The organism is Cohnella laeviribosi DSM 21336, assembly GCF_000378425.1.
GTDB classification, from domain to species: domain Bacteria; phylum Bacillota; class Bacilli; order Paenibacillales; family Paenibacillaceae; genus Cohnella; species Cohnella laeviribosi.
This window is the reverse complement of the sequence record NZ_KB899809.1, coordinates 84956-103661: the sequence shown is the minus strand read 5'-3', so window position 1 is coordinate 103661 and position 18706 is coordinate 84956. Positions and strand designations below refer to the sequence as shown.

The 18706-nt window shown below is 57.8% G+C and carries 17 protein-coding genes and 1 pseudogene; 14 read left to right on the top strand and 4 right to left on the bottom strand.

Annotated elements, in window-relative coordinates; genetic code table 11:
* Window positions 1–68: 68 nt before the first annotated feature.
* The 8 genes from F560_RS0101805 (at window position 69) to F560_RS0101770 (ending at window position 8197) form a co-directional block, all read left to right on the top strand.
* Window positions 69–572 (top strand): ferritin, encoded by a 504-nt coding sequence (locus F560_RS0101805; protein ID WP_019003991.1) that lies wholly within the window; start codon window positions 69–71, stop codon window positions 570–572.
* Between the two features lie 215 nt (window positions 573–787).
* The gene (locus F560_RS0101800; RefSeq protein WP_019003990.1) at window positions 788–1261 is read left to right on the top strand and encodes a glutathione peroxidase; all 474 of its coding nucleotides are present in this window, start codon (window positions 788–790) and stop codon (window positions 1259–1261) included.
* Between the two features lie 134 nt (window positions 1262–1395).
* Window positions 1396–2658, top strand: coding sequence for a molybdopterin molybdotransferase MoeA (locus tag F560_RS0101795; protein WP_019003989.1), 1263 nt, complete (start codon window positions 1396–1398; stop codon window positions 2656–2658).
* Between the two features lie 110 nt (window positions 2659–2768).
* Complete coding sequence (locus tag F560_RS0101790; RefSeq protein WP_019003988.1) at window positions 2769–3734, top strand: 2-hydroxyacid dehydrogenase; 966 nt, start codon at window positions 2769–2771, stop codon at window positions 3732–3734.
* A gap of 40 nt (window positions 3735–3774) precedes the next feature.
* Window positions 3775–5433 carry a GAF domain-containing sensor histidine kinase gene (locus tag F560_RS0101785; RefSeq protein ID WP_019003987.1) on the top strand — a complete coding sequence of 553 codons (1659 nt, stop codon included), beginning with the start codon at window positions 3775–3777 and terminating at the stop codon, window positions 5431–5433.
* Between the two features lie 2 nt (window positions 5434–5435).
* Complete coding sequence (locus F560_RS0101780) at window positions 5436–6095, top strand: response regulator (protein WP_019003986.1); 660 nt, start codon at window positions 5436–5438, stop codon at window positions 6093–6095.
* A 172-nt stretch (window positions 6096–6267) separates the two neighbouring features.
* Window positions 6268–6894 (top strand): FMN-dependent NADH-azoreductase, encoded by a 627-nt coding sequence (locus F560_RS0101775; RefSeq protein WP_026298045.1) that lies wholly within the window; start codon window positions 6268–6270, stop codon window positions 6892–6894.
* A 205-nt stretch (window positions 6895–7099) separates the two neighbouring features.
* Window positions 7100–8197, top strand: coding sequence for a glucosaminidase domain-containing protein (locus tag F560_RS0101770; protein WP_019003984.1), 1098 nt, complete (start codon window positions 7100–7102; stop codon window positions 8195–8197).
* A 43-nt stretch (window positions 8198–8240) separates the two neighbouring features.
* Here F560_RS0101770 and greA read toward each other — a convergent pair whose 3' ends face one another.
* Window positions 8241–8717 (bottom strand): transcription elongation factor GreA, encoded by a 477-nt coding sequence (gene greA, locus F560_RS0101765; protein WP_019003983.1) that lies wholly within the window; start codon window positions 8715–8717, stop codon window positions 8241–8243.
* A 272-nt stretch (window positions 8718–8989) separates the two neighbouring features.
* On the opposite strand from greA, the gene F560_RS0101760 reads away from it, so the two are divergent.
* From F560_RS0101760 to F560_RS26165, 4 genes and pseudogenes are all read left to right on the top strand, one after another.
* Window positions 8990–9961 (top strand): iron-hydroxamate ABC transporter substrate-binding protein, encoded by a 972-nt coding sequence (locus F560_RS0101760; RefSeq protein WP_019003982.1) that lies wholly within the window; start codon window positions 8990–8992, stop codon window positions 9959–9961.
* A 268-nt stretch (window positions 9962–10229) separates the two neighbouring features.
* A complete protein-coding gene (locus tag F560_RS0101755; RefSeq protein ID WP_019003981.1) occupies window positions 10230–11042 on the top strand; it encodes an SDR family NAD(P)-dependent oxidoreductase in 813 nt (270 codons plus the stop codon).
* 20 nt (window positions 11043–11062) lie between these two features.
* Window positions 11063–11395 (top strand): annotated as a pseudogene (locus F560_RS26170) (starvation-sensing protein RspA); the annotation flags it as partial.
* A 72-nt stretch (window positions 11396–11467) separates the two neighbouring features.
* On the top strand, window positions 11468–12265 hold the full coding sequence (locus F560_RS26165; protein WP_281167159.1) for an enolase C-terminal domain-like protein: 798 nt from the start codon (window positions 11468–11470) through the stop codon (window positions 12263–12265).
* 840 nt (window positions 12266–13105) lie between these two features.
* On the opposite strand, the gene F560_RS0101740 is transcribed toward F560_RS26165, so the two are convergent.
* Both F560_RS0101740 and F560_RS0101735 read right to left on the bottom strand, forming a co-directional pair.
* The gene (locus F560_RS0101740; protein ID WP_019003977.1) at window positions 13106–14161 is read right to left on the bottom strand and encodes a FecCD family ABC transporter permease; all 1056 of its coding nucleotides are present in this window, start codon (window positions 14159–14161) and stop codon (window positions 13106–13108) included.
* Window positions 14158–15138 (bottom strand): FecCD family ABC transporter permease, encoded by a 981-nt coding sequence (locus tag F560_RS0101735; protein ID WP_026298044.1) that lies wholly within the window; start codon window positions 15136–15138, stop codon window positions 14158–14160. The genes F560_RS0101740 and F560_RS0101735 overlap by 4 nt, the downstream gene beginning before the upstream one ends.
* 233 nt (window positions 15139–15371) lie before the next feature.
* On the opposite strand from F560_RS0101735, the gene F560_RS0101730 reads away from it, so the two are divergent.
* Window positions 15372–16409, top strand: coding sequence for an ABC transporter substrate-binding protein (locus F560_RS0101730; RefSeq protein WP_026298043.1), 1038 nt, complete (start codon window positions 15372–15374; stop codon window positions 16407–16409).
* A 184-nt stretch (window positions 16410–16593) separates the two neighbouring features.
* Window positions 16594–17268, top strand: a complete 675-nt coding sequence (locus tag F560_RS0101725; RefSeq protein ID WP_019003974.1) for a GOLPH3/VPS74 family protein — start codon at window positions 16594–16596, stop codon at window positions 17266–17268.
* 100 nt (window positions 17269–17368) lie between these two features.
* Here the strand turns inward: F560_RS0101725 and F560_RS24415 are convergent, their stop codons facing one another.
* On the bottom strand, window positions 17369–18613 hold the full coding sequence (locus tag F560_RS24415) for a copper amine oxidase N-terminal domain-containing protein (RefSeq protein ID WP_019003973.1): 1245 nt from the start codon (window positions 18611–18613) through the stop codon (window positions 17369–17371).
* Between the last annotated feature and the right edge of the window lie 93 nt (window positions 18614–18706).

Sequence of the window (18706 nt, the reverse complement as noted above, 5' to 3'; positions counted from 1 at the left end):
TAATGGATGCTGCGCCCGTACGAGTTATGCTAAAATAGAGCCATTCCACGGATTAGAGGTGCATAGCGATGAATAAAGAACTAGGGCGGGCATTAAACGAGCAGATGAACTTCGAATTTTATTCAGCGCATGTGTATCTTGCGATGGCCGCTTATTGTTCGGCGGAAAGCTTGGACGGTTTTGCCAATTTCTTCATCGTTCAGGCGGAAGAAGAGCGGTTTCACGCCATGAAGATATACAAATTCCTGAACGACCGGGGCCAGCGGGCGACGCTGTCTGCGTTGCCGGAACCGAAAAACGAATACAAATCCATGCTCGACGTGTTCGAGCACGGCTACGAGCATGAGAAGCAGAACACCAAACGGTTCTATCATCTCGCCGATCTCGCCCTGAACGAGCGCGAGCACGCGACGATGTATTTCCTCAAATGGTTTATCGACGAGCAGGTGGAGGAAGAGGCTCTGTTCGATAACATCATTCAGAAGCTGAAGCGCATCGACAAGGACAGCAACGCGTTCTTCATGATGGACGCGGAATTCGCGCAGCGGACGTTTACGCCGCCGGCCGAGTGAGCGAAAGCAGCGCCTAGCGGCATTCGGGCCGGCAGCAGCCGTGATACGGCAAGAGGAAGCTTGTCCTAACGCGGCTTGAATGGGCCGGGACTCCGGTTTGTCCTGTATCCCGGCCTTCGGCAGGCCGTTTGACACGCTCTATTAAATTGTATAAAATTTAATTGATTTAAATTTAAGGCGGCGCATACCGTTTTCAAATGGAGGGAGGCTTTGCCATGTCCGTATACGATTTTAAGGCGAAAACGATTCGAGGCGAAGAAATCTCGCTGGAAACCTACAAAGGAAAAGTGCTGTTGATCGTGAACACGGCCAGCAAATGCGGACTGACGCCGCAATACGAAGGCCTGCAGGCGCTGTACGAACGCTACAAGGACGAAGGGCTTGTCATTCTCGGCTTCCCTTGCAACCAGTTCAAGGAGCAGGAGCCGGAGAGCGAAGAGAAAATCGAGGCGTTTTGCAAGCTCAATTACGGGGTGACGTTCCCGCTGTTTGCGAAGGTTGACGTCATCGGCGACAACGCCCATCCGCTGTTCAAGTATTTGACGAGCCGCGGCCCGGCGGAGCAGTTCGACATCAAGTGGAATTTTGCGAAGTTCCTCGTGGACAGGGAAGGAAACGTCGTCGAGCGCATCGATCCGCAGGTCACGCCGGCCGAAATCGAAGGGAAAATCAAAAGCCTTCTCGCTTGACGAGCTACGGATTTCTATATATTCTATATTCGGAATGCGATACGGTACATGCAGTGACGCAGCCCGCTCCCGTGCGACAGGGACGGGCTTTTTTGTTCGAATGGCCGTTAACGATAAATGATGGAGGCGGCGATATGTCCAACAGTTCAAGCTCCAGGCCGATAAGCGTTTCCGTTGAACAAGCGGTCGAACGTTTATGCGCCGGTCTGCCCGTTCCGCCCGCCGAGACCGTCCCGATCGCGGAAGCCTTAGGCAGGGTGCTGGCGGAAGATTTGATCAGTCCGTTTCCGATGCCGCCTTTCCGCAGGGCGGCGATGGACGGCTATGCCGTGCGGGCCGAAACGATCGCGTCGGCGTCGCCGGATAACCCCGTGCTGCTCCCCGTCGGGGACGAATCGAAGGCGGGAGGGCCGGAGCCCGGCCCCGCTCATGCCGCTGGCGGCGCTCTGCGGATTTATACCGGAGCGCCGGTTCCGGACGGGTACGATACCGTCCTGATGCAGGAGGCCGTCACCCGAATCGCCGGGGCGGACAAGCCGGACCGCATCCGGGTCGACCGCGCGTCGGAAAAGGGCAAACACGTCGCGGAGGCGGGCGAGGACATCCCGCAAGGCGCGACGGTCCTGCACAAGGGAACCCGTCTCGGCGCGAAGGAAATCGGGCTTTTGGCCGCGTTCGGCTGCGCGCAGGTGCGGGTGTTCGGCAGGCCGGGCGTCATGATCCTGCCGGTCGGCGACGAGCTTGTCAGGCCGGGCGAACCGTTGCCCAAGCACCACATCTACGATGCGAACGGCTTGATGCTGGAAGCCCGGCTGCGTGAGCTGGGCGCGTCCGCCAGCCTCGCCGATCCGTTGCCCGACGACGCGGATGCGATTGCGGCGGGCCTGGAGCGGGCGCTGGGCCAAGCCGACATCGTCGTGACGACCGGCGGCATTTCGGTCGGGACCTACGACGTAGTCGCCAACGCGCTGCAGCGGCTCGGCGCCGAGCCGCTGTTCACGAAAGTCCATATGCGCCCGGGAACGCCCACTTCGGCTTACAAGGTCCGCGGAATTCCCGTGCTCTGCTTATCCGGCAATCCTTCGGCCTGCTTCGCCGGCATGGAGTTGCTGCTGAAGCCGCTGGTCGTCCGCAGCGCCGGCCGGACAGCCTTTCAAAACGAGTGGGCGGCCGGCATCCTGCGGCAATCCGTCTCCAAGCCCTCGCCCTATCCCCGGTACGTTCGCTGCCGGGTCGAATTCGCCGGTGACGACTGGCTGGTCACGCCGCTGGGCAACGACCGGGCGGGGAACATGGCCGCGTTCGCGTCCGCCAACGCGCTGGCGCTTATTCCGGCGGGCGGAAAAGGCGCGGAGCAAGGCGAGCGGGTGCGGGTGCTGCGTTTGTCCGACAGTTGACGAACCGTCCGCAATGCAGATCGGCGTTCGGCGCGAATTGACGGCGCGGCGCCGGCGCGTTACATTAGACTCAATTGCAACGAGCCCCAGGGCAAAGGAGTGGATCTGGCATGAAACCGAACGTGCTGATTACGAAGCCGATTCCGGCCGAGGTTGAGTCGTTCATCGCCGAGCATTGCCGGTATACGATGTGGAACGAGTCCGGGCCGATGCCGCTTGAGCAGTATCACCGGCTTCTCGCGGAAGCGGACGGGCTGCTGACGACGACGTCCGACCGGATCACGAAGGAGAAATTGGACCATGCGCCCAGGTTGAAGGTGATCAGCAACATCGGCGTCGGATACAACAATTTCGATCTGGACGAAATGAAGAAGCGGGGAATTATCGGCACCAATACGCCCGGCGTGCTGGACGAAACGGTCGCCGATCTGATCTTCGGCCTGATGCTGGCTGCGGCCCGGCGCATCGCGGAATTGGACGCTTACGTTCGGGCGGGGCGATGGTCGGAAGCGGACGGCGCCAATCTGTTCGGCATCGACGTGCACCACCGGACGCTGGGTATCATCGGCATGGGGAGAATCGGCGAAGCGGTGGCCCGCAGAGGCAAATGGGGCTTCGGCATGAACGTTCTGTACCATAACCGGAACCGCAAGCCCGAGGCGGAGGCCGAGCTTGGCGCGCAGTACCGGCCGATGGACCGATTGCTGGCCGAGTCCGATTTTATCGTGCTGATGACGCCGCTTACGCCGGATACGCACCGCCTAATCGGGGAAAATGAATTTAAGCTGATGAAAAATACGGCGGTGTTCGTCAATGCTTCCCGCGGCGAAACCGTGGACGAGCAGGCGCTATACGAGGCGCTGCGCGACCGCCGGATCTATGCCGCGGGCCTCGACGTGTTCGAGCGGGAGCCGCTGAGCGGCAGCCATCCGCTCGCTTCTCTCCCCAATGCGGTGCTGCTTCCGCACATCGGTTCGGCCACCGGCCGGACGAGGGCGGATATGGCCATGCTTGCCGCCGAAAATCTCGTCGCCGCGCTGGAAGGGCGAAGGCCGCCGAATATCGTGACGAGCTGAGCGTTTAACCGATGCAGGCAAGATGAGGGAGGGGAAGCGCTTGTGCGGGGAAATTCGCGGCAATGAGCTTGTCGCCCTGAAAGAAATCGCGGAACTGATCAATACGACCAACGACATGGACCGGATGCTGAACGGGGCTTTATCCAAGCTGCTGCAGACGACCAGCTTTACGGCCGGTTGGATTTTCCTTTTCGACGATTGCGGAAACGAGTTCTGCGCGGTTGCAAGCAACCTTCCTCCCGCGCTCGAGGCCCGGAATCAGGCCGCGATGTGCGGCGACAATTGCTGGTGCGTGGATCGCTACCGCAAGGGGAAGCTGCACCGCGCGGTCAATATTATCGAATGTTCGCGCATTCCTTATGCGGCGGACGTCAACCGGTGCGATACGGGGGGCATCACGCATCATGCGACCGTTCCGCTCGAATCGGGCAAGGACCGTTTCGGCCTGCTGAATGTGGCCGAAGCGGGCAAAGAGCGTTTATCCGACAACGAGCTTGAACTGCTGCAGGCGGTCGCCTACCAAATCGGATCGGCCATCAAACGAATCCGGCTGTACCAGGCGCAGGAACGGAGCGCGTTGCTGTATGCCAAGCTCGGCGATGTCATTCAGGAGATTCACTCGGTTCAGGATATCCGCCATTTGCCGCTGCGCGCCGTTCAGGCGATCGGACAAGCTTTCGACTGGCCGAATGTTTCGCTGTTTGTCCGCGATCAGCAGCAGCTGGCCCTTCAGGCCCAATATGCGAACGGCCAGGTGAACAAGACTTGGCAGACGCTTCCGGTCGATCGGGCCGAACCGGTCAACACCGCCTTTCGGGAAAACCGGCTCGTCATCGTCTCGCACTGCGACGAAGTTGCAAGCGGCGCGCTGAGCGCGATCGGCATTCCGCCGTTTGCGTCCGCCGCTGCGATACCGCTGCGCATCCGTGCCCGCGCGATCGGAGTTCTGTTCGTCAGCAGCCCGAAGAAGCGGCAATTCGATGAGTATCATACGGATTTCATGTATTCGCTGGGGGATCATTTTTCGCTCAGCGTGGAGAACTTGCGCATCTACGAGCAGCGCAGCGAGCTGGCGCGGATGGAGGAGCGGAATCGGGTGGCGCGCGATCTGCACGACTCGGTGATGCAGAAACTGTTCTCGCTGTCTTTTCTGGCCAAAGGCGCGGAAACGGCGCTGGGGGAGAAAGATCCGGTCGTGTCGCGGTCGCTGCAGGAAATCCGGCAGCTTGCCCAGGATACGCTCAAGGAGATGCGCTCCCTCATCTGGCAGCTTCATCCGGCAGGACTCGAAAACGGCTTGCTGCCGGCGCTGAAGCAATATGCGCAGGCGATGGATCTGACCGTGTACGAGCGGGCGGAAGGCGTCAAATCGCTGCCGCGCTCGATCGAAGAGGCGCTGTGGCGCATTGGCCAGGAAGCGCTCAACAATGTCAAAAAGCATTCGGGCACAAATACGGCGTACATCCGGCTGGTCAAGTCGGATACGGATGCCACGCTCGAAATTATGGATAAAGGAAAAGGCTTTTCTTCCGGCAAGAAAAAAGGAAAGCTTACCATGGGAATGCGTTCCATGCGCGAGCGGGCGGAAGCGCTGGGCGGTTCCGTGACGTTTACCGGAGGCCATGGGCAACCGACGGTCGTCAAAGCGACGATTCCCATCCATGTCATCGAGGAGAAGTGCTGCGAGGAAAGGGAATAACGTTGAAAATCAAAATTTTGCTGGCCGACGACCATCAGATCGTCTTGAAAGGCATTTCGTTTTTCTTAAATATGCAGCCCGATTTCGAATTGGTCGGCGAAGCCCATAACGGACAGGAAGCGGTGGAGAAAGCGGCCGAACTGAAGCCCGACATTGTGCTCATGGACTTGAAAATGCCGGTCATGGACGGGATCGAAGCGAGCGCGCTCATTGCCGAGCGGCATCCGGAAATCAAGGTGCTCGTTCTCACGAGCTTTTCGGACCGGAGCCATGTCGTGCCGGCGCTGCAAGCGGGAGCGGTCGGCTACATGCTCAAAGACGTCGAGCCCGACCAATTGGCGGAAGCGATACGCAGCGCATACAAGGGCAATATTCAGCTGCACCCTGATATTTCCAACGCGCTCCTGTCGCAATTGGCGCCGCAGCAGACCGAGCCGGACGGAGAGCGCAGCCGCGAAGCGCTGGAATCGTTGACTCCAAGAGAGAAGGAAGTGCTGCAGCTGCTTGCCAAAGGCATGAGCAACAAAGAGATTGCCCAGACTTTGGTTGTCGCGGAGAAAACGGTCAAAACGCATGTGAGCAGCATACTGGCCAAGCTCCGTCTGACCGACCGGACGCAGGCCGCGCTGTTCGCCGTGAACATGCTGAATCCGAAACCGTAACGGGCTTATGCCGCCGTCCGCCTCTACGTCTAAAGTCTTACGACCGGCCCTCCGCCTCGGGCGGTTTTTTTATGCCTTTTTTTCGGCCTAATTTCCGATGTTCGCCGCAATCGAACTATATAAAATAAAGGAGGTAACAAAAAAATAGAGTAGAATGGATGGAGGGAACCGCGTGAGCACTGTATTGTTTGTCAAAGCGAACGACCGTCCGGTCGAGCAGGCCGTTAGCGTCAAGCTGTATTACGCTTTTCTGGAAAGCTATCGGAAAAGCCATCCGGACGACACCATTATCGAGCTGGATCTGTACAAGGAAGATCTGCCGTACTTGAATGCGGATATGATCAACGGCAACTTCAAAGCCGCCCGCGGCATGGAACTGACGCCCGCCGAACAAGCCGCCGTCGCCGTATCCGGCAAATATCTCGATCAGTTCCTGGCGGCGGACAAAGTCGTGTTCGCTTTTCCGCTCTGGAACTTCACCGTTCCGGCTGTGCTGCACACGTATATCGACTATCTTTGCCAAGCGGGCAAAACCTTTAAATATACGGAGCAAGGACCGGTCGGCCTGGTTTCGGACAAAAAGGTGGCGCTGCTCGTCGCAAGGGGAGGCATCTACTCCGAAGGCCCCGCCGCTTCCGCGGAAATGGCTTTCAACTATATGCGCAACATCCTGGCGTTCTTCGGCGTGACCGATACGACAAACGTCATCGTCGAAGGCCACAACCAACTGGCCGACCGGGCGGAGGCGATTATCGCGCAAGGTGTCGCCGAAGCGCAAAAAGCGGCCGCCGAGTTTTAATGAAATCCCGTCTCTTTTGCAAAAAAAACCGCTGCGAGGCGGTTTTTTTTGTTCTAAATGAAGATCTTCTCATTTAAGGGCATTCGACAAATAAACAAACGATTCCGTCAGTCCTTTTGACAAGCTTTTTAGCGGGCAGTCTGTACAATCGATTCTAAACAAAAAAGGAAAGGCATTTCACCAATCCGAGAAAGAGGTGCATCTCATGCTGCGTATGGCAAAAAGCGTGTACTTCTCCATCTGCGCGCTTTGCGCAACCTTGCTCTTGACGGTAGGCGTATGCTTTCTTCATTCGAACAATCTGGCGGCCGCTCCGACCGTGGATGCGGCTGCACGCATACTTTCGTCGTCCTCCGTTTCTGCAGCCGTAACGGCCCTGCCGGCCGTCGGCGCTTCAACCGGGGAGACGGCCTTCACGCCATCGGCAACAGCCTTTCCGGCCTTTGCGAAGCCGGGAGCTTTGGGCGAAACGGATCGGGTTATAGTAGGATCTGCCGCCGCGGCGACGAAAGCCGCAGCGTCCGGCGCGAAAGCGTCTGAAGCGGCAAAGGCAAAGCCCGCCCCAGCGGATACATATGAAGTGACCGCGTATTTTCTCAACGTGCGCGCGAACGCTTATGCGAAGTCCAAAATCATCGACGTCGTCAAAAAAGGCGACATCCTTGACGTCATTAAGAAAACGGATAGCGGCTGGCTTCTCCTGAAAGGCGGCGGATATGTACATGGCGGCTACGCCAAGCGCATCGACCGGACAGGGGAAACGCCGCCGGCCGTCGGCTTGTCCCCAGCCTCAAGCGCCCCCGCGCATTCGGAATTAAAGTCCCCGGCGCCTTCGCCGTCTTCGCCTCCCTCAACCCCCTCCAAGCCTAAGCAACCGACCAACAAGGTCCAAACGAAATCCGGACTCACCGCCGAGCATATCGAAACGATTTTCGAAGGAACCGCCCTTGCCCATTACGGCCTGGAAGAGGTCATCCTGGAAATCGAAGAACAATACGGAATCAACGCCTTCTTTACGATTGCCGTCATGAAGCTGGAGAGCGGCAACGGCAAAAGCAGTCTGGCCAGGAAAAAGAACAATCTGTTCGGCCTGAACGCCTCCGGCGGCGAGGAGAATAAGCGGGCCTTCGCCTTCAAGACGAAGGAAGAATGCGTCAAAAAATTCGGCCAGCTGATTGCGAAGAACTACATCGGCAAAGGTTATACGACCGTGGATAAAATCGCCCGGAAATACTGTCCGGCAAATCCGAAATGGACCGGGCTCGTCAGCAAAATCATGCAGCGCGATTACAAAAAGCTGTAAACGGCAAGCGGGGGATCGTTACCGCCGGCTGCCGATCGGGCCGTCAATCGCCCGTCTTGATCTCGAGCAGCTTGTAGGTAAGGATCCCCATCGGCGCTTCCACGCGGACCGTGTCGCCGACGGATTTGCCGATGAGCGCTTTCCCGACCGGGCTCTCGTACGAGATTTTTTGCTGGGCGACGTCCGCTTCGGACGGTCCGACGATTTTGTATTCAAGCTTTTCGTCGAATTCCTCGTCGTACAAAACGACGACGGAACCGACCTGAACGGTCGAATTGTCCGATTTCTCGGCGATGCGGGCGTTTTTCAGCATTTTCTCGATCGTGAGGATGCGGGTTTCAACGAAGGCCTGATCGTTTTTGGCGGAGTGGTACTCGAAGTTTTCCTTGAGGTCGCCGTAGCTGAGCGCGACTTTGATGCGTTCGGCGACTTCCTTGCGCTTGACGGTTTTCAGTTCCTCCAGCTCCTGTTCCAGCTTCGCGTATCCTTCCGGGGTCAAAATGATTTCTTCCTGAGACACATCCATTTCTCCTTTGTCATGACATCGATTCAAGCGATCGTCTCTATGAGGCAGAGTCCGAACAGCGCGGTTCGGAGGCTCGTTTATCAAGGCTCCAATATAAATAATGACGCATAACGACCCGAATTTCAAGAATGTCGGATTTTGAACTTCCGTATTGACAGCAGGGAATTCCGTTTGCTATATTCCAAATGACAATGATTCTCATTATCTTTTAAATGAAGAACTCGCTGTCACACGCATCCCGCACACATTCATAGGAGGGTTTTACGTTGATCAAGAGAAAACCGGTGCCGGCCATCGCCGCCATCCTGCTTCTCGTTTCCTTGGCGCTGGCGGCCTGCGGCGGCGCCGGAAGCGCAAACGAAGCCGCTTCGCCGTCCGCTTCCGCATCGCAAGGGAAGGCGTTCCGCAGCTTCCAAACCGCCAAAGGCGCCGTCGACATTCCGGTCAAACCGCAACGGATCGTGACGGACTATTACGGCGGCGAATTGCTGGCCGCAGGCGGCCATGTCGTCGGCGTCGAACCTTCCGCGTTCGACAATCCTTTTCTGAAGGATCTGCTGAAAGATGCGCAGGACGTCGGGGCTCCCATCAATACGGAAAAAGTGCTTGAGCTTCAGCCCGACCTGATCGTCGTCATGTACGACGACAACTACGACGCCCTGTCCAAAATCGCGCCGACGATCCATATTCCCTACAATACGGCTAAGAACATTTACGAAACGGTCGAGCTGTTCGGCGACATCGTCGGCGAGCCGGAGAAGGCGAAGCGGTTTATCGCCGATTACGAGAAGAAAGCGGCGGAAGGCCGCGAGAGGCTGAAGGGAGTCGTCGACGAAAACGCGACTTTCGGCATTTACGAGCTGACCGACAAAGGCGAATTGTGGACGTTCGGCGACAATGCGGGCCGGGGCGGGCAAGCGCTGTACAACGCGCTGAAATTAAAGATGCCGGAGAAAAACCGCAACGACAACCAAACGCTTCAGCTATCGATGGAGGTGCTGCCGGAATACGCGGCGGACTACATGTTTCTGACGGTCTACGATCCGGAGAACAAGGGCGACAAGCTGAAGGAACTGCAATCTTCCGCCGTCTGGAAAAACCTCGATGCGGTGAAGAACAATCGTCTGTTCATCAACGACTTTAACACCTTCTACCGCTACGATCCGATTGCGATTACCGGACAGATCGATCTGTTCGCCGATATGCTGATCGAGCGAAATCGGGAAAACCAAAAATAAAAGGTCTCCAAGCAGCAGTCGGCCGATTTTCGGCTGGCTGCTGCCGTTTTTTTCCCGCTTAAGAAGGCAATTGCTTGCTTTATCCGCCAATCAATAGTTGGTATAATCTGCATGAAAAACTATTTTTTATTGAAAGGAGGCTTCTTCCGGGGGTTGTCTTTTTCCTGACGCGTGGTGCCGGGACGGATCGCAAGCCTTGTTCGCGGTTCGATCGGTTTTCGGCATGTTCGCTTGGCTGTAACGATCCGGGCAAAGGAGCTGCGGGTGCATGAATGAGCGTATGACGGGAAAAACGGCGCTGGTTACGGGGGGCGCGGTCGGGATCGGGAGAGGGATTGCGCTGGCTCTCGCCTCCTGCGGTTACGATTTGGCGATCAGCCATTTTGAGGAGGAGGCGCAAGCGGAAGCGGTAGCCGAAAGGGTGGCGGCCGACTACGGCCGGTCGTGTTTCATATTTCAGGCCGACTTGACGAAAGCGGAGTCGCCGGCCCGCCTTGTGGAGCAAGCCGCTTGGAAGCTGGGCCGGCTGGACGTTCTGGTCAACAATGCCGGCATCTCGAAGTTTCAAAGCGTGATCAAGCTGAGCGCCGCCGAATTCGACCGGATCGTCCATCTGAACTTCCGGGCGCCGCTGCTTGCGATGCAGGCTGCCGCCAGCCAAATGATCGAGCGGGGAATCCGGGGAAGCATCGTCAATATCGCGTCGACGCGAAGCGAGCGGGCTTATGCCGGCGACGCCGTGTACGGAGGCTCCAAGGCCGCGCTGAGCCGGGCGACCCAATCGGCCGCACTGGATTTGGCGCCGCACGGCATCCGCGTCAATTGCGTCGCTCCGGGCGCCATCGCCTCGCGCGAAGGCGACGCCATACGGAGGCATTACGAAGCGCTGGGCCGGAAAATTCCGCTGGGACGAGCCGGGACGCCGGCCGATATCGGCGAAGCCGTCGCCTGGCTGGTCTCCGACCGTGCCTCGTATATTACGGGAACGACGCTTCGGGTGGATGGGGGACTCATTCTGCCCGGCATGCCCGAAGATACGAGCCCGGAAGCGGGTTACGGCTGGGGCAGGCCTCGCGTATAAAGAGGGGAGGAGAAGCGCGCATGGGGGAAATCGCGATACGGGACGTGAAAACGATATTGACCGCGCCCGAAGGCATCAATTTGGTCGTGGTGAAGGTGGAGACCTCCGAGCCGGATCTGTACGGACTCGGATGCGCAACGTTTACGCAGCGGTATTTGACGGTGGCGAATGCGATCGAGCATTATCTGAGGCCGTTTCTGATCGGCAAAGATCCGCAGCGCATCGAGGATATTTGGCAGACGGCGATGGTGAGCTCGTAATGGCGCAACGGGCCGGTGCTGAACAACGCGCTCTCCGGCATCGACATGGCGCTGTGGGATATCAAAGGCAAGCTGGCCGGCTTGCCCGTCTACCAGCTTCTCGGAGGGAAGTGCCGCGAAGCGGCGGCCGTCTACCGGCATGCGGACGGTCAAGACGAACGGGAAGTGGAGGAGAACGTCCGGAAATTCATGGAACAGGGCGTCCGCCATATCCGCTGCCAGCTGGGCGGGTACGGCGGGCGCGGGCACGCGATCCGCTCTCCGGACAACGCGCTGCCCGGCGCGTATTACGATCCGGACGCCTACGCGCGCAGCGTTCCCCGGCTGTTTGAGCATCTTCGCGCCGCCATCGGCTTTGAGGCGGAGCTGCTGCACGACGTCCACGAACGGGTCTCGCCGATCGAGGCGGTACGGTTGGCCAAGCAGCTCGAGCCGTACCGGCTCTACTTTCTCGAGGATCCGCTGTCGCCCGAGCAGCTCGACTGGCTGGCCGCCATCCGCAGTCAAAGCGCGACGCCGATCGCGATGGGCGAGCTGTTCACTCATCCGCGGGAATGGACGCCGCTCATCACCGGCTCGTTGATCGACTTCATCCGCGTGCACGTCAGCGCGATCGGCGGGCTCACGCCGGCCCGCAAGCTGGCGGCGCTGTGCGAGGCGTTCGGCGTGCGGACGGCATGGCACGGCCCCGGAGACGTATCGCCGGTCGGGCATGCCGCCAACCTGCATCTCGATCTGTCCGTTTCCAATTTCGGCGTACAGGAATGGTACGGCTTCTCCGAGCGAATCCGTGAAGTGTTCCCCGGTTGTCCGGAGCTGCGAAACGGTTACGCCTATCTGAACGACCGTCCGGGATTGGGGATCGATATCGACGAAGCGCTCGCGGCCCGGTATCCGTGCGTCAACCGTATTCCCGGCTGGACGTTGGCCCGCCTGCCGGACGGAACTTCGGCCAGGCCGTGAAGCGGCGGGTGCTGCGCACGCTTGGCGGCTCCGTTTCGGTCGGCTCTATTGGGCGGTCTCAAAGGATCATCCCTGCAAAACCAGCCACAAGAACTAAGAAGCTTAAGCCAAAACGTGGTATCCGGCCTGCCGGGGCGGTTGGGCGTGAATGCAGTTGCTATAACGGCAACTGCAGCGCCCGATTTGGCGCCCACCCCCGATTTAAGTGCCATAGAAGCAATTAAATCGAGCATCCGGTCCGCGGGGGCGGTTGGGCAGGAATGCAGTTGCTAAGACAGCAACTGCAGCGCCCGATTTCGCGCCCACCCTCGATTTAAGTGTCATAGAAGCAATTGAATCGAGCATCCGGTCCGCGGGGGCGGTTGGGCAGGAACGGGGTGCATGCAGAGGTGTAAAGCGGAAAGCGAAACGGCAAGAAAACGTACGGATGCGTTGCCGATTCGGGGGATGCGCGAGACGGAGAGGGCATTTGGACAAATGAAGAGGGGATCGGGATTCCGGCGTTTTCGGCTTCGGAGCCTGCCGAAGGCGGGCCTGAGGCTGGAAGACTTTCGCTTGCCCGGCGTTTGCGCAAGAAAGCGGCCATGGACCGGCTGCAAGAATTGGGAGATAGCCAAATTCGACCGATAGCCCAAATCGGCCGATCGAAAGAATGGGCCGAAAGCACGATTGGACCGGAACCAAGTAAGGTCCGGAACTAAGAAAGGGCCGAAACCAAGAATGGGCCGGAAGCAAAAAATGGCGATGCAAGGGATAACCCCCTTGCACCGCCATTTCTTCATTATTTACATTCCGCCAGGCGAGCAGACCGCAGGCGAGCAGACCGGCTTTGGGTACAGCCTATCCGTTGCCGTTCCGTTTGCGGTACAGCAAGTACATGAAGAACGGCGCCCCGATCGCCGCCGTGAACACGCCCGCGGGAATATCGCGCGGGAAGAACACGGTGCGGGCCATCAGATCGGCGGCGAGCAGGATGATGGCCCCAAGCAATGCGCTGACCGGCAGCAGGCTGCCGAATGAAGGCCCCGTCAATCTCCGCGCCATGTGAGGAGCCATCAAGCCGATAAAGGAAATGGCGCCCCCGATCGCGACGGCGGATCCCGCCAGGGAAACGCTGAGCAGCAGGAGCAGCAGACGGTCCCGCTGAACCCGCGCGCCCGCGCTGACCGCAATATCGTCACCAAGGACCTGAATGTTGACCTTGCGGGCTTGAAGCCAGGTAAAGGGCAGCAGGACGGCAATCCAAGGCAATAAAGTCGCAACGTCCCGTTCCCAAGAGACGCCGTAGATGCTCCCGGTCATAAAGGTAAGCGATCTGTCCGCAAGCTGGAGAGGACCGGAAATGATCAGCATGTAGGATAACGATTTAATGGCGGCGGAAATGCCGATTCCGATCAGCACAAGCCGGAGCGGCGACACGCCTTTTTTCCAGGCGAGAACGTAAAGCAGCCCGGTGACCGCAAAAGCGCCAAGGATCGAGGCAAGCGGCATCCAATGGATGGAAACCTGGTTCGTGAAAACATAAACGAACAAGACCGCTCCGAACGACGCCCCCTCCGTAACGCCGACAACGTCGGGCGACGTAAGCGGATTGCGGATGATGCCCTGCAGCACCGCTCCCGCCGCCGCCAGGGAGGCGCCGACCAGCACCGCCACAATGGCGCGGGGCATTCTCAGCTTTTCCACAATCACCTGATTCATCGGATCGGCCTGGCCGAAAACCGCTTTAACGACGGTCGCAGGGTGGACGTACTGACTCCCGAAGGCGATGCTCGCGACCATCAAAACCGCGCACATAACGAGCAGAATGCCGGATACCCGCAAGGCTCTTTTGTGCAATAGCCAAGCGTACCGGAAACGGGGAGAACGAAACCATGCAAATTTAGTGTTGTTCATGTCCGCAACTCTTTTCTTGCAAGATAGACGAAAAACGGCACGCCCAGAATCGCGGTCGTTACTCCGACCGGCACTTCCCGGGGCATGGCGATAAAACGGGATCCCAAATCGGCCGCAACCAGGAGCAGCGCTCCCAGAACCGCACAGTAGGGCAAAATCCAGCGATGGTCGTTGCCGACGAGAAAACGGACGATGTGCGGAATGATAATTCCGATGAAGGCGATCGGTCCGGCGACCGCAACGGAACCGCCGGCAAGCAGGATGACGGCCGCAGCCGCCAGCGTTCGGACAAGATTGGTGTTTTGCCCGAGACTGCGGGCGATTTCGTCGCCCATGGCCAGAACGTTAAGCGGACCCGCCAGGAGCAGAGCGATCAGCATACCGCACCCCATATAGGGCCAGACGGCGACAAGCTGGCTTAAATCCCGGCCCGCGACCGAACCGACCAGCCAGACGAGCACCTGATCGAACATTTTTCCGTCCGACAACATCAGCCCTTGTGTCAGGGAGTAGAAGAAAGCGGCCATCGACGCCCCGGCAAGCGTAATCTTCACCGGAGTCATGCCGTCCCTGCCGATGCTGCCAAGAAAGAAAACGAAGGCTCCGCTCGCCGCCGCGCCGATCAGCGCGACCCAGGTCAGCGCCTGCAGCCCCGACACATTCAGCCATCCCGTCGCCAGAATGATAAAAAAGACGGCGCCGGCGTTGACGCCCAACGTGCTTGGAGCGGCGATGGGGTTGCGGGTGATGACTTGCATGACCGCTCCGGCTACGGCCAGACACGCTCCCGCGGAAGCCGCGATCAGGGCGCGGGGCACTCTTGTCGTGCGAATGACCAGATGTTCGTTGCCGCCGTTAAAATGCGCAAGCGAATCCCACACGACGGAAAGGGGGATATTCGTAACCCCAAACGCGATACTGGCCGCAATGGCCGCAACAAGCGCTACAATCGATGCAACCAAACCAAATGATTTCATATCGGGGTTATCGGCCTACTTTCATCACGATGTATTCATAAGCATTGTAGAATCAGGCTAACCTCATGTCAATGATTTTGATAATCGTTTTCGATTAGCTGAGGCCGCCTTTTGAAAGATACGTTTCATCGCCGATCCATTTTTTTGTTGACAAACAACTTGGGAATCCGTATAGTTTTCGTTGGTATTGATAATCATTATCAAAATTATTCACTAAAGTGGAGGGGTCGTACATGTCTCTAGGTCGTTTGACCAAAAAAGGTTCGTTGTGGTCGGTTATCTTATGTCTTACGGTTGTTCTTGCTTTGGCCGGATGCGGCAAGCAAGCCAACAACGCGAGCAGCAGTCCTTCGGATAGCGGAGCGTCGCCGAGCGCTTCCGCATCTTCCAGCGCTACCGCCGCAGCCGATGCTTCCGACGATCAAGTGCGCGTAGTCGAGCATGCAATGGGCAAGACCGAAATCAAAGGCAAACCGAAAAAGGTCGTCGTTCTCACCAACGAAGGAACGGAAGCGGTGCTTGCGCTCGGCATCAAGCCAGTCGGAGCCGTCCGCTCCTGGACGGGAAATCCCTGGTACGACCATATCGCCGCCGAGATGGAGGGCGTAACCGAGGTCGGGGAAGAAAGCCAGCCGAACATCGAGCTGATTGCCGGACTTCAGCCGGACCTGATTATCGGCAACAAAATGCGGCAGGAAAAAATCTACGACCAGCTTTCCGCGATCGCGCCTACCGTCATGTCGGAGGATTTGCGCGGCAACTGGAAGGTGAACTTCAAGCTGTATGCTGAAGCCCTCGGATTAAAGGAAGAAGGAGATCAAATCCTGGCCGACTTCGACAAACGGATCGAAGATTTCCGCAACAAGGCCGGCGACAAGCTGAAGGAGACGGTATCGGTCGTCCGTTTCATGGACGGGAAGACCCGCGTGTACCATACCAATACGTTCTCGGGAATCATCTTTGAACAAATCGGGCTGGCCCGGAACGAAATGACGAAAAACGCGAAAGACACATTCGTTGACGAAATTACGAAAGAACGTCTGCCGGAAGTCGATGCCGACCGTTTGTTCTACTTTACCTACGAGACGGGAGACGGCAAAGCGAGCAAGACCGAGGAAGAGTGGACGAACGATCCGCTGTGGAAAAACCTGAAGGCCGTCAAGAACGGCAAAGCCTACAAGGTCGACGACGCCATCTGGAATACCGCCGGCGGCATCAAAGCGGCCAACCTGCTGCTGGATCAACTGTATAAAATCTATGAACTGGAGTAAACCGCAATAAAAGATTCTCCACAAGAACGGCCTTCTCCGCGCTGTTGCGGACGAAGGCCGTTTGTCGTTGCCATTCGCTCCTTGAAGGGCCTGGATCGTCAGATCCGGCAGCTTGATGAGGCGGAGGGGGTATGGTACGTTAAAAGCGCGAGGTCCCATGCAAACTATGGAAGGAGGAAACATGATGGAGCCGGCTTTAACCCTGGCGCAGGAATTCATTCTGTTGGCGTCCGACGGCGCAACCCATAAGTGGAGAAAACCTATGCGCTCTTATCTGCATACTTATGCGGCGGGAGCGGTTCTGATCGAGCTATTGGCCAAAGAAGCCATTCGGATCGGTGAGAAAGGCAAACTCGAGGTCGTCCGCGCCGGCTATCGCGACGACGAAGCCGGACAATGGATGATCCGGAAATTGAGCGGCGCCAAGCCCGCAACGCTCAAGAAGTGGGTGCAGCGGCTGTATTCGAGAAGCAGGGAACGGTCCGAGCTGTTTGAAGCGGTCGCAAGACCGCTCATTCGCAACGGGGATTTGCGGGAAGAACGCCACCGCGTCATGCTGGTGTTTTCCGCCAAGCGTTACGTGCCTTCGGATGCGTCGAAGGATCGGATTGTCCGGCGCATTCGCGCCGAGCTTCTGGAGAGCGGCCCCGTTACCCGGCAGACCGCTTTATTGACGATGATGCTGGAGACGGGCAAGCTGCTGAAGGGGTATTTTTCCGATTATGAACGAAATGCCTTGGAAAAGCGGCTGCGCGAACTTCAAGACGAGCAGGACGGCCAGTGGAAGTCGATCCGGCAGATCCGCAAAGCGATCGAAGAAATGGATTTCACGTGGATCGCGGTTGCGGCCGCCACTTGACCCTCCGGAGCGCCGGCGCCTGCAAAATAACGGTGGCCTAGCCCCGCCATGCAACAAACGCCTCATCGGCCGTGCAAGCCGGATGAGGCGTTTGTTGTTTTTATTGCGACGTAATGGTGATGATCGAAGTCGAGCTGTCCCATTTCACGTTGGCGCCAAGCGATTCGCTGACGAAGCGCAGCGGCACCATCGTATGGCCGTTGATCGTTTGCGGCGCTACCTCGAGCGTCTTGGTGCTGCCGTTGATCTTGGCCGTTTTGCTGTTGATTTTGAGCCAGATCACCTGATTTCCTTTTTTGGCGGTGACCGATTGCTCCTTGTCGCTCCACTGCACCGTCGCCCCAAGCTGCTCGAAAATCGCCCGCATCGGGACCAGCGTGCTGCCGTTCTGCGTGACGGGAGGCTGTTTGAAAATCTGGTAGTTGCCGTTGATGACGACGGAGATCCAACCCTTGACGGTCAGGGGTCCGAACGAAATGCCCGTGCCGGTAAGCTTCGCTCTCGCTTCGGAGAGCTCCTTGATGGTCCGGCTTCGCTGTTCCAGAATCGCAGAGACGGAAGACAAGCGGGTATTGTGAATCGTCTGAAGCGTTTCGTTTCTGACTTTCTGAATGCTCGCGCTCGTATTGACAAATTGATTGCGGAGGGCGGTCTCGGCTTTCTCGGCGGCCGCTTTCATCCGTTTCTGGGCTTCTTCCTTCGTAATGTCGCCGTCCTCGTAGAGATCCATGGTCGAATTTGCGCTGCTGATGTTCGATTCGTCTTCAAACTCGTCCATCGGGCTTCCCGCTTCGCTAGGATTCACCGCGTCTTCGTACTGGTCCATCGGACTTCCCGCCTCGCTCGGGTTGATCGCATCCTCGAACAAGTCCATCGCGGTTCCTGCCTCGCTCGGATTGATCGCATCCTCGTAATTATCCATCGCGGTTCCCGCCTCGTTCGGATTGATCGCATCCTCGTACGCATCCATGGCGCTGTCTGCTCGTCCCGAATCCGCCGCCCGCACATACGCTTTAAAGTCTTCGCTGTTATCATTGTAGCTTTTGCGCAGCTGTTCGATATCTTGATCCAGTTTTTTCTGCATCGCGTCAAAATCGCTCTTCAGCAGCCGATAAAGCTCGTTAAAATCGGCGGTCACCTGGTTCAAATACGTTTGGTAATCGTCTTGCTGCTGTTTCAGAAACGTTTCGTACTGCGTGCGGTGCCGGGCTTCGAAGCTGGCGTACTCTTTGGAAATTTGATTAATGAATTCCGAGTCTGCGGCGGATGCCGAGTAAGCGAAAACAGTGCATCCCAGCGACAAGACCAGCGAAGAGATGAGGGTTTTGCCATATTTCTTGTTCATTGTAAAGAGACAACCTCCTTGTTTTGACCCCGGAAACGACCGGATCCCTTCTACGGTATGCGGGTTCCGGTCCACGGTATGCAAGTTCCATTC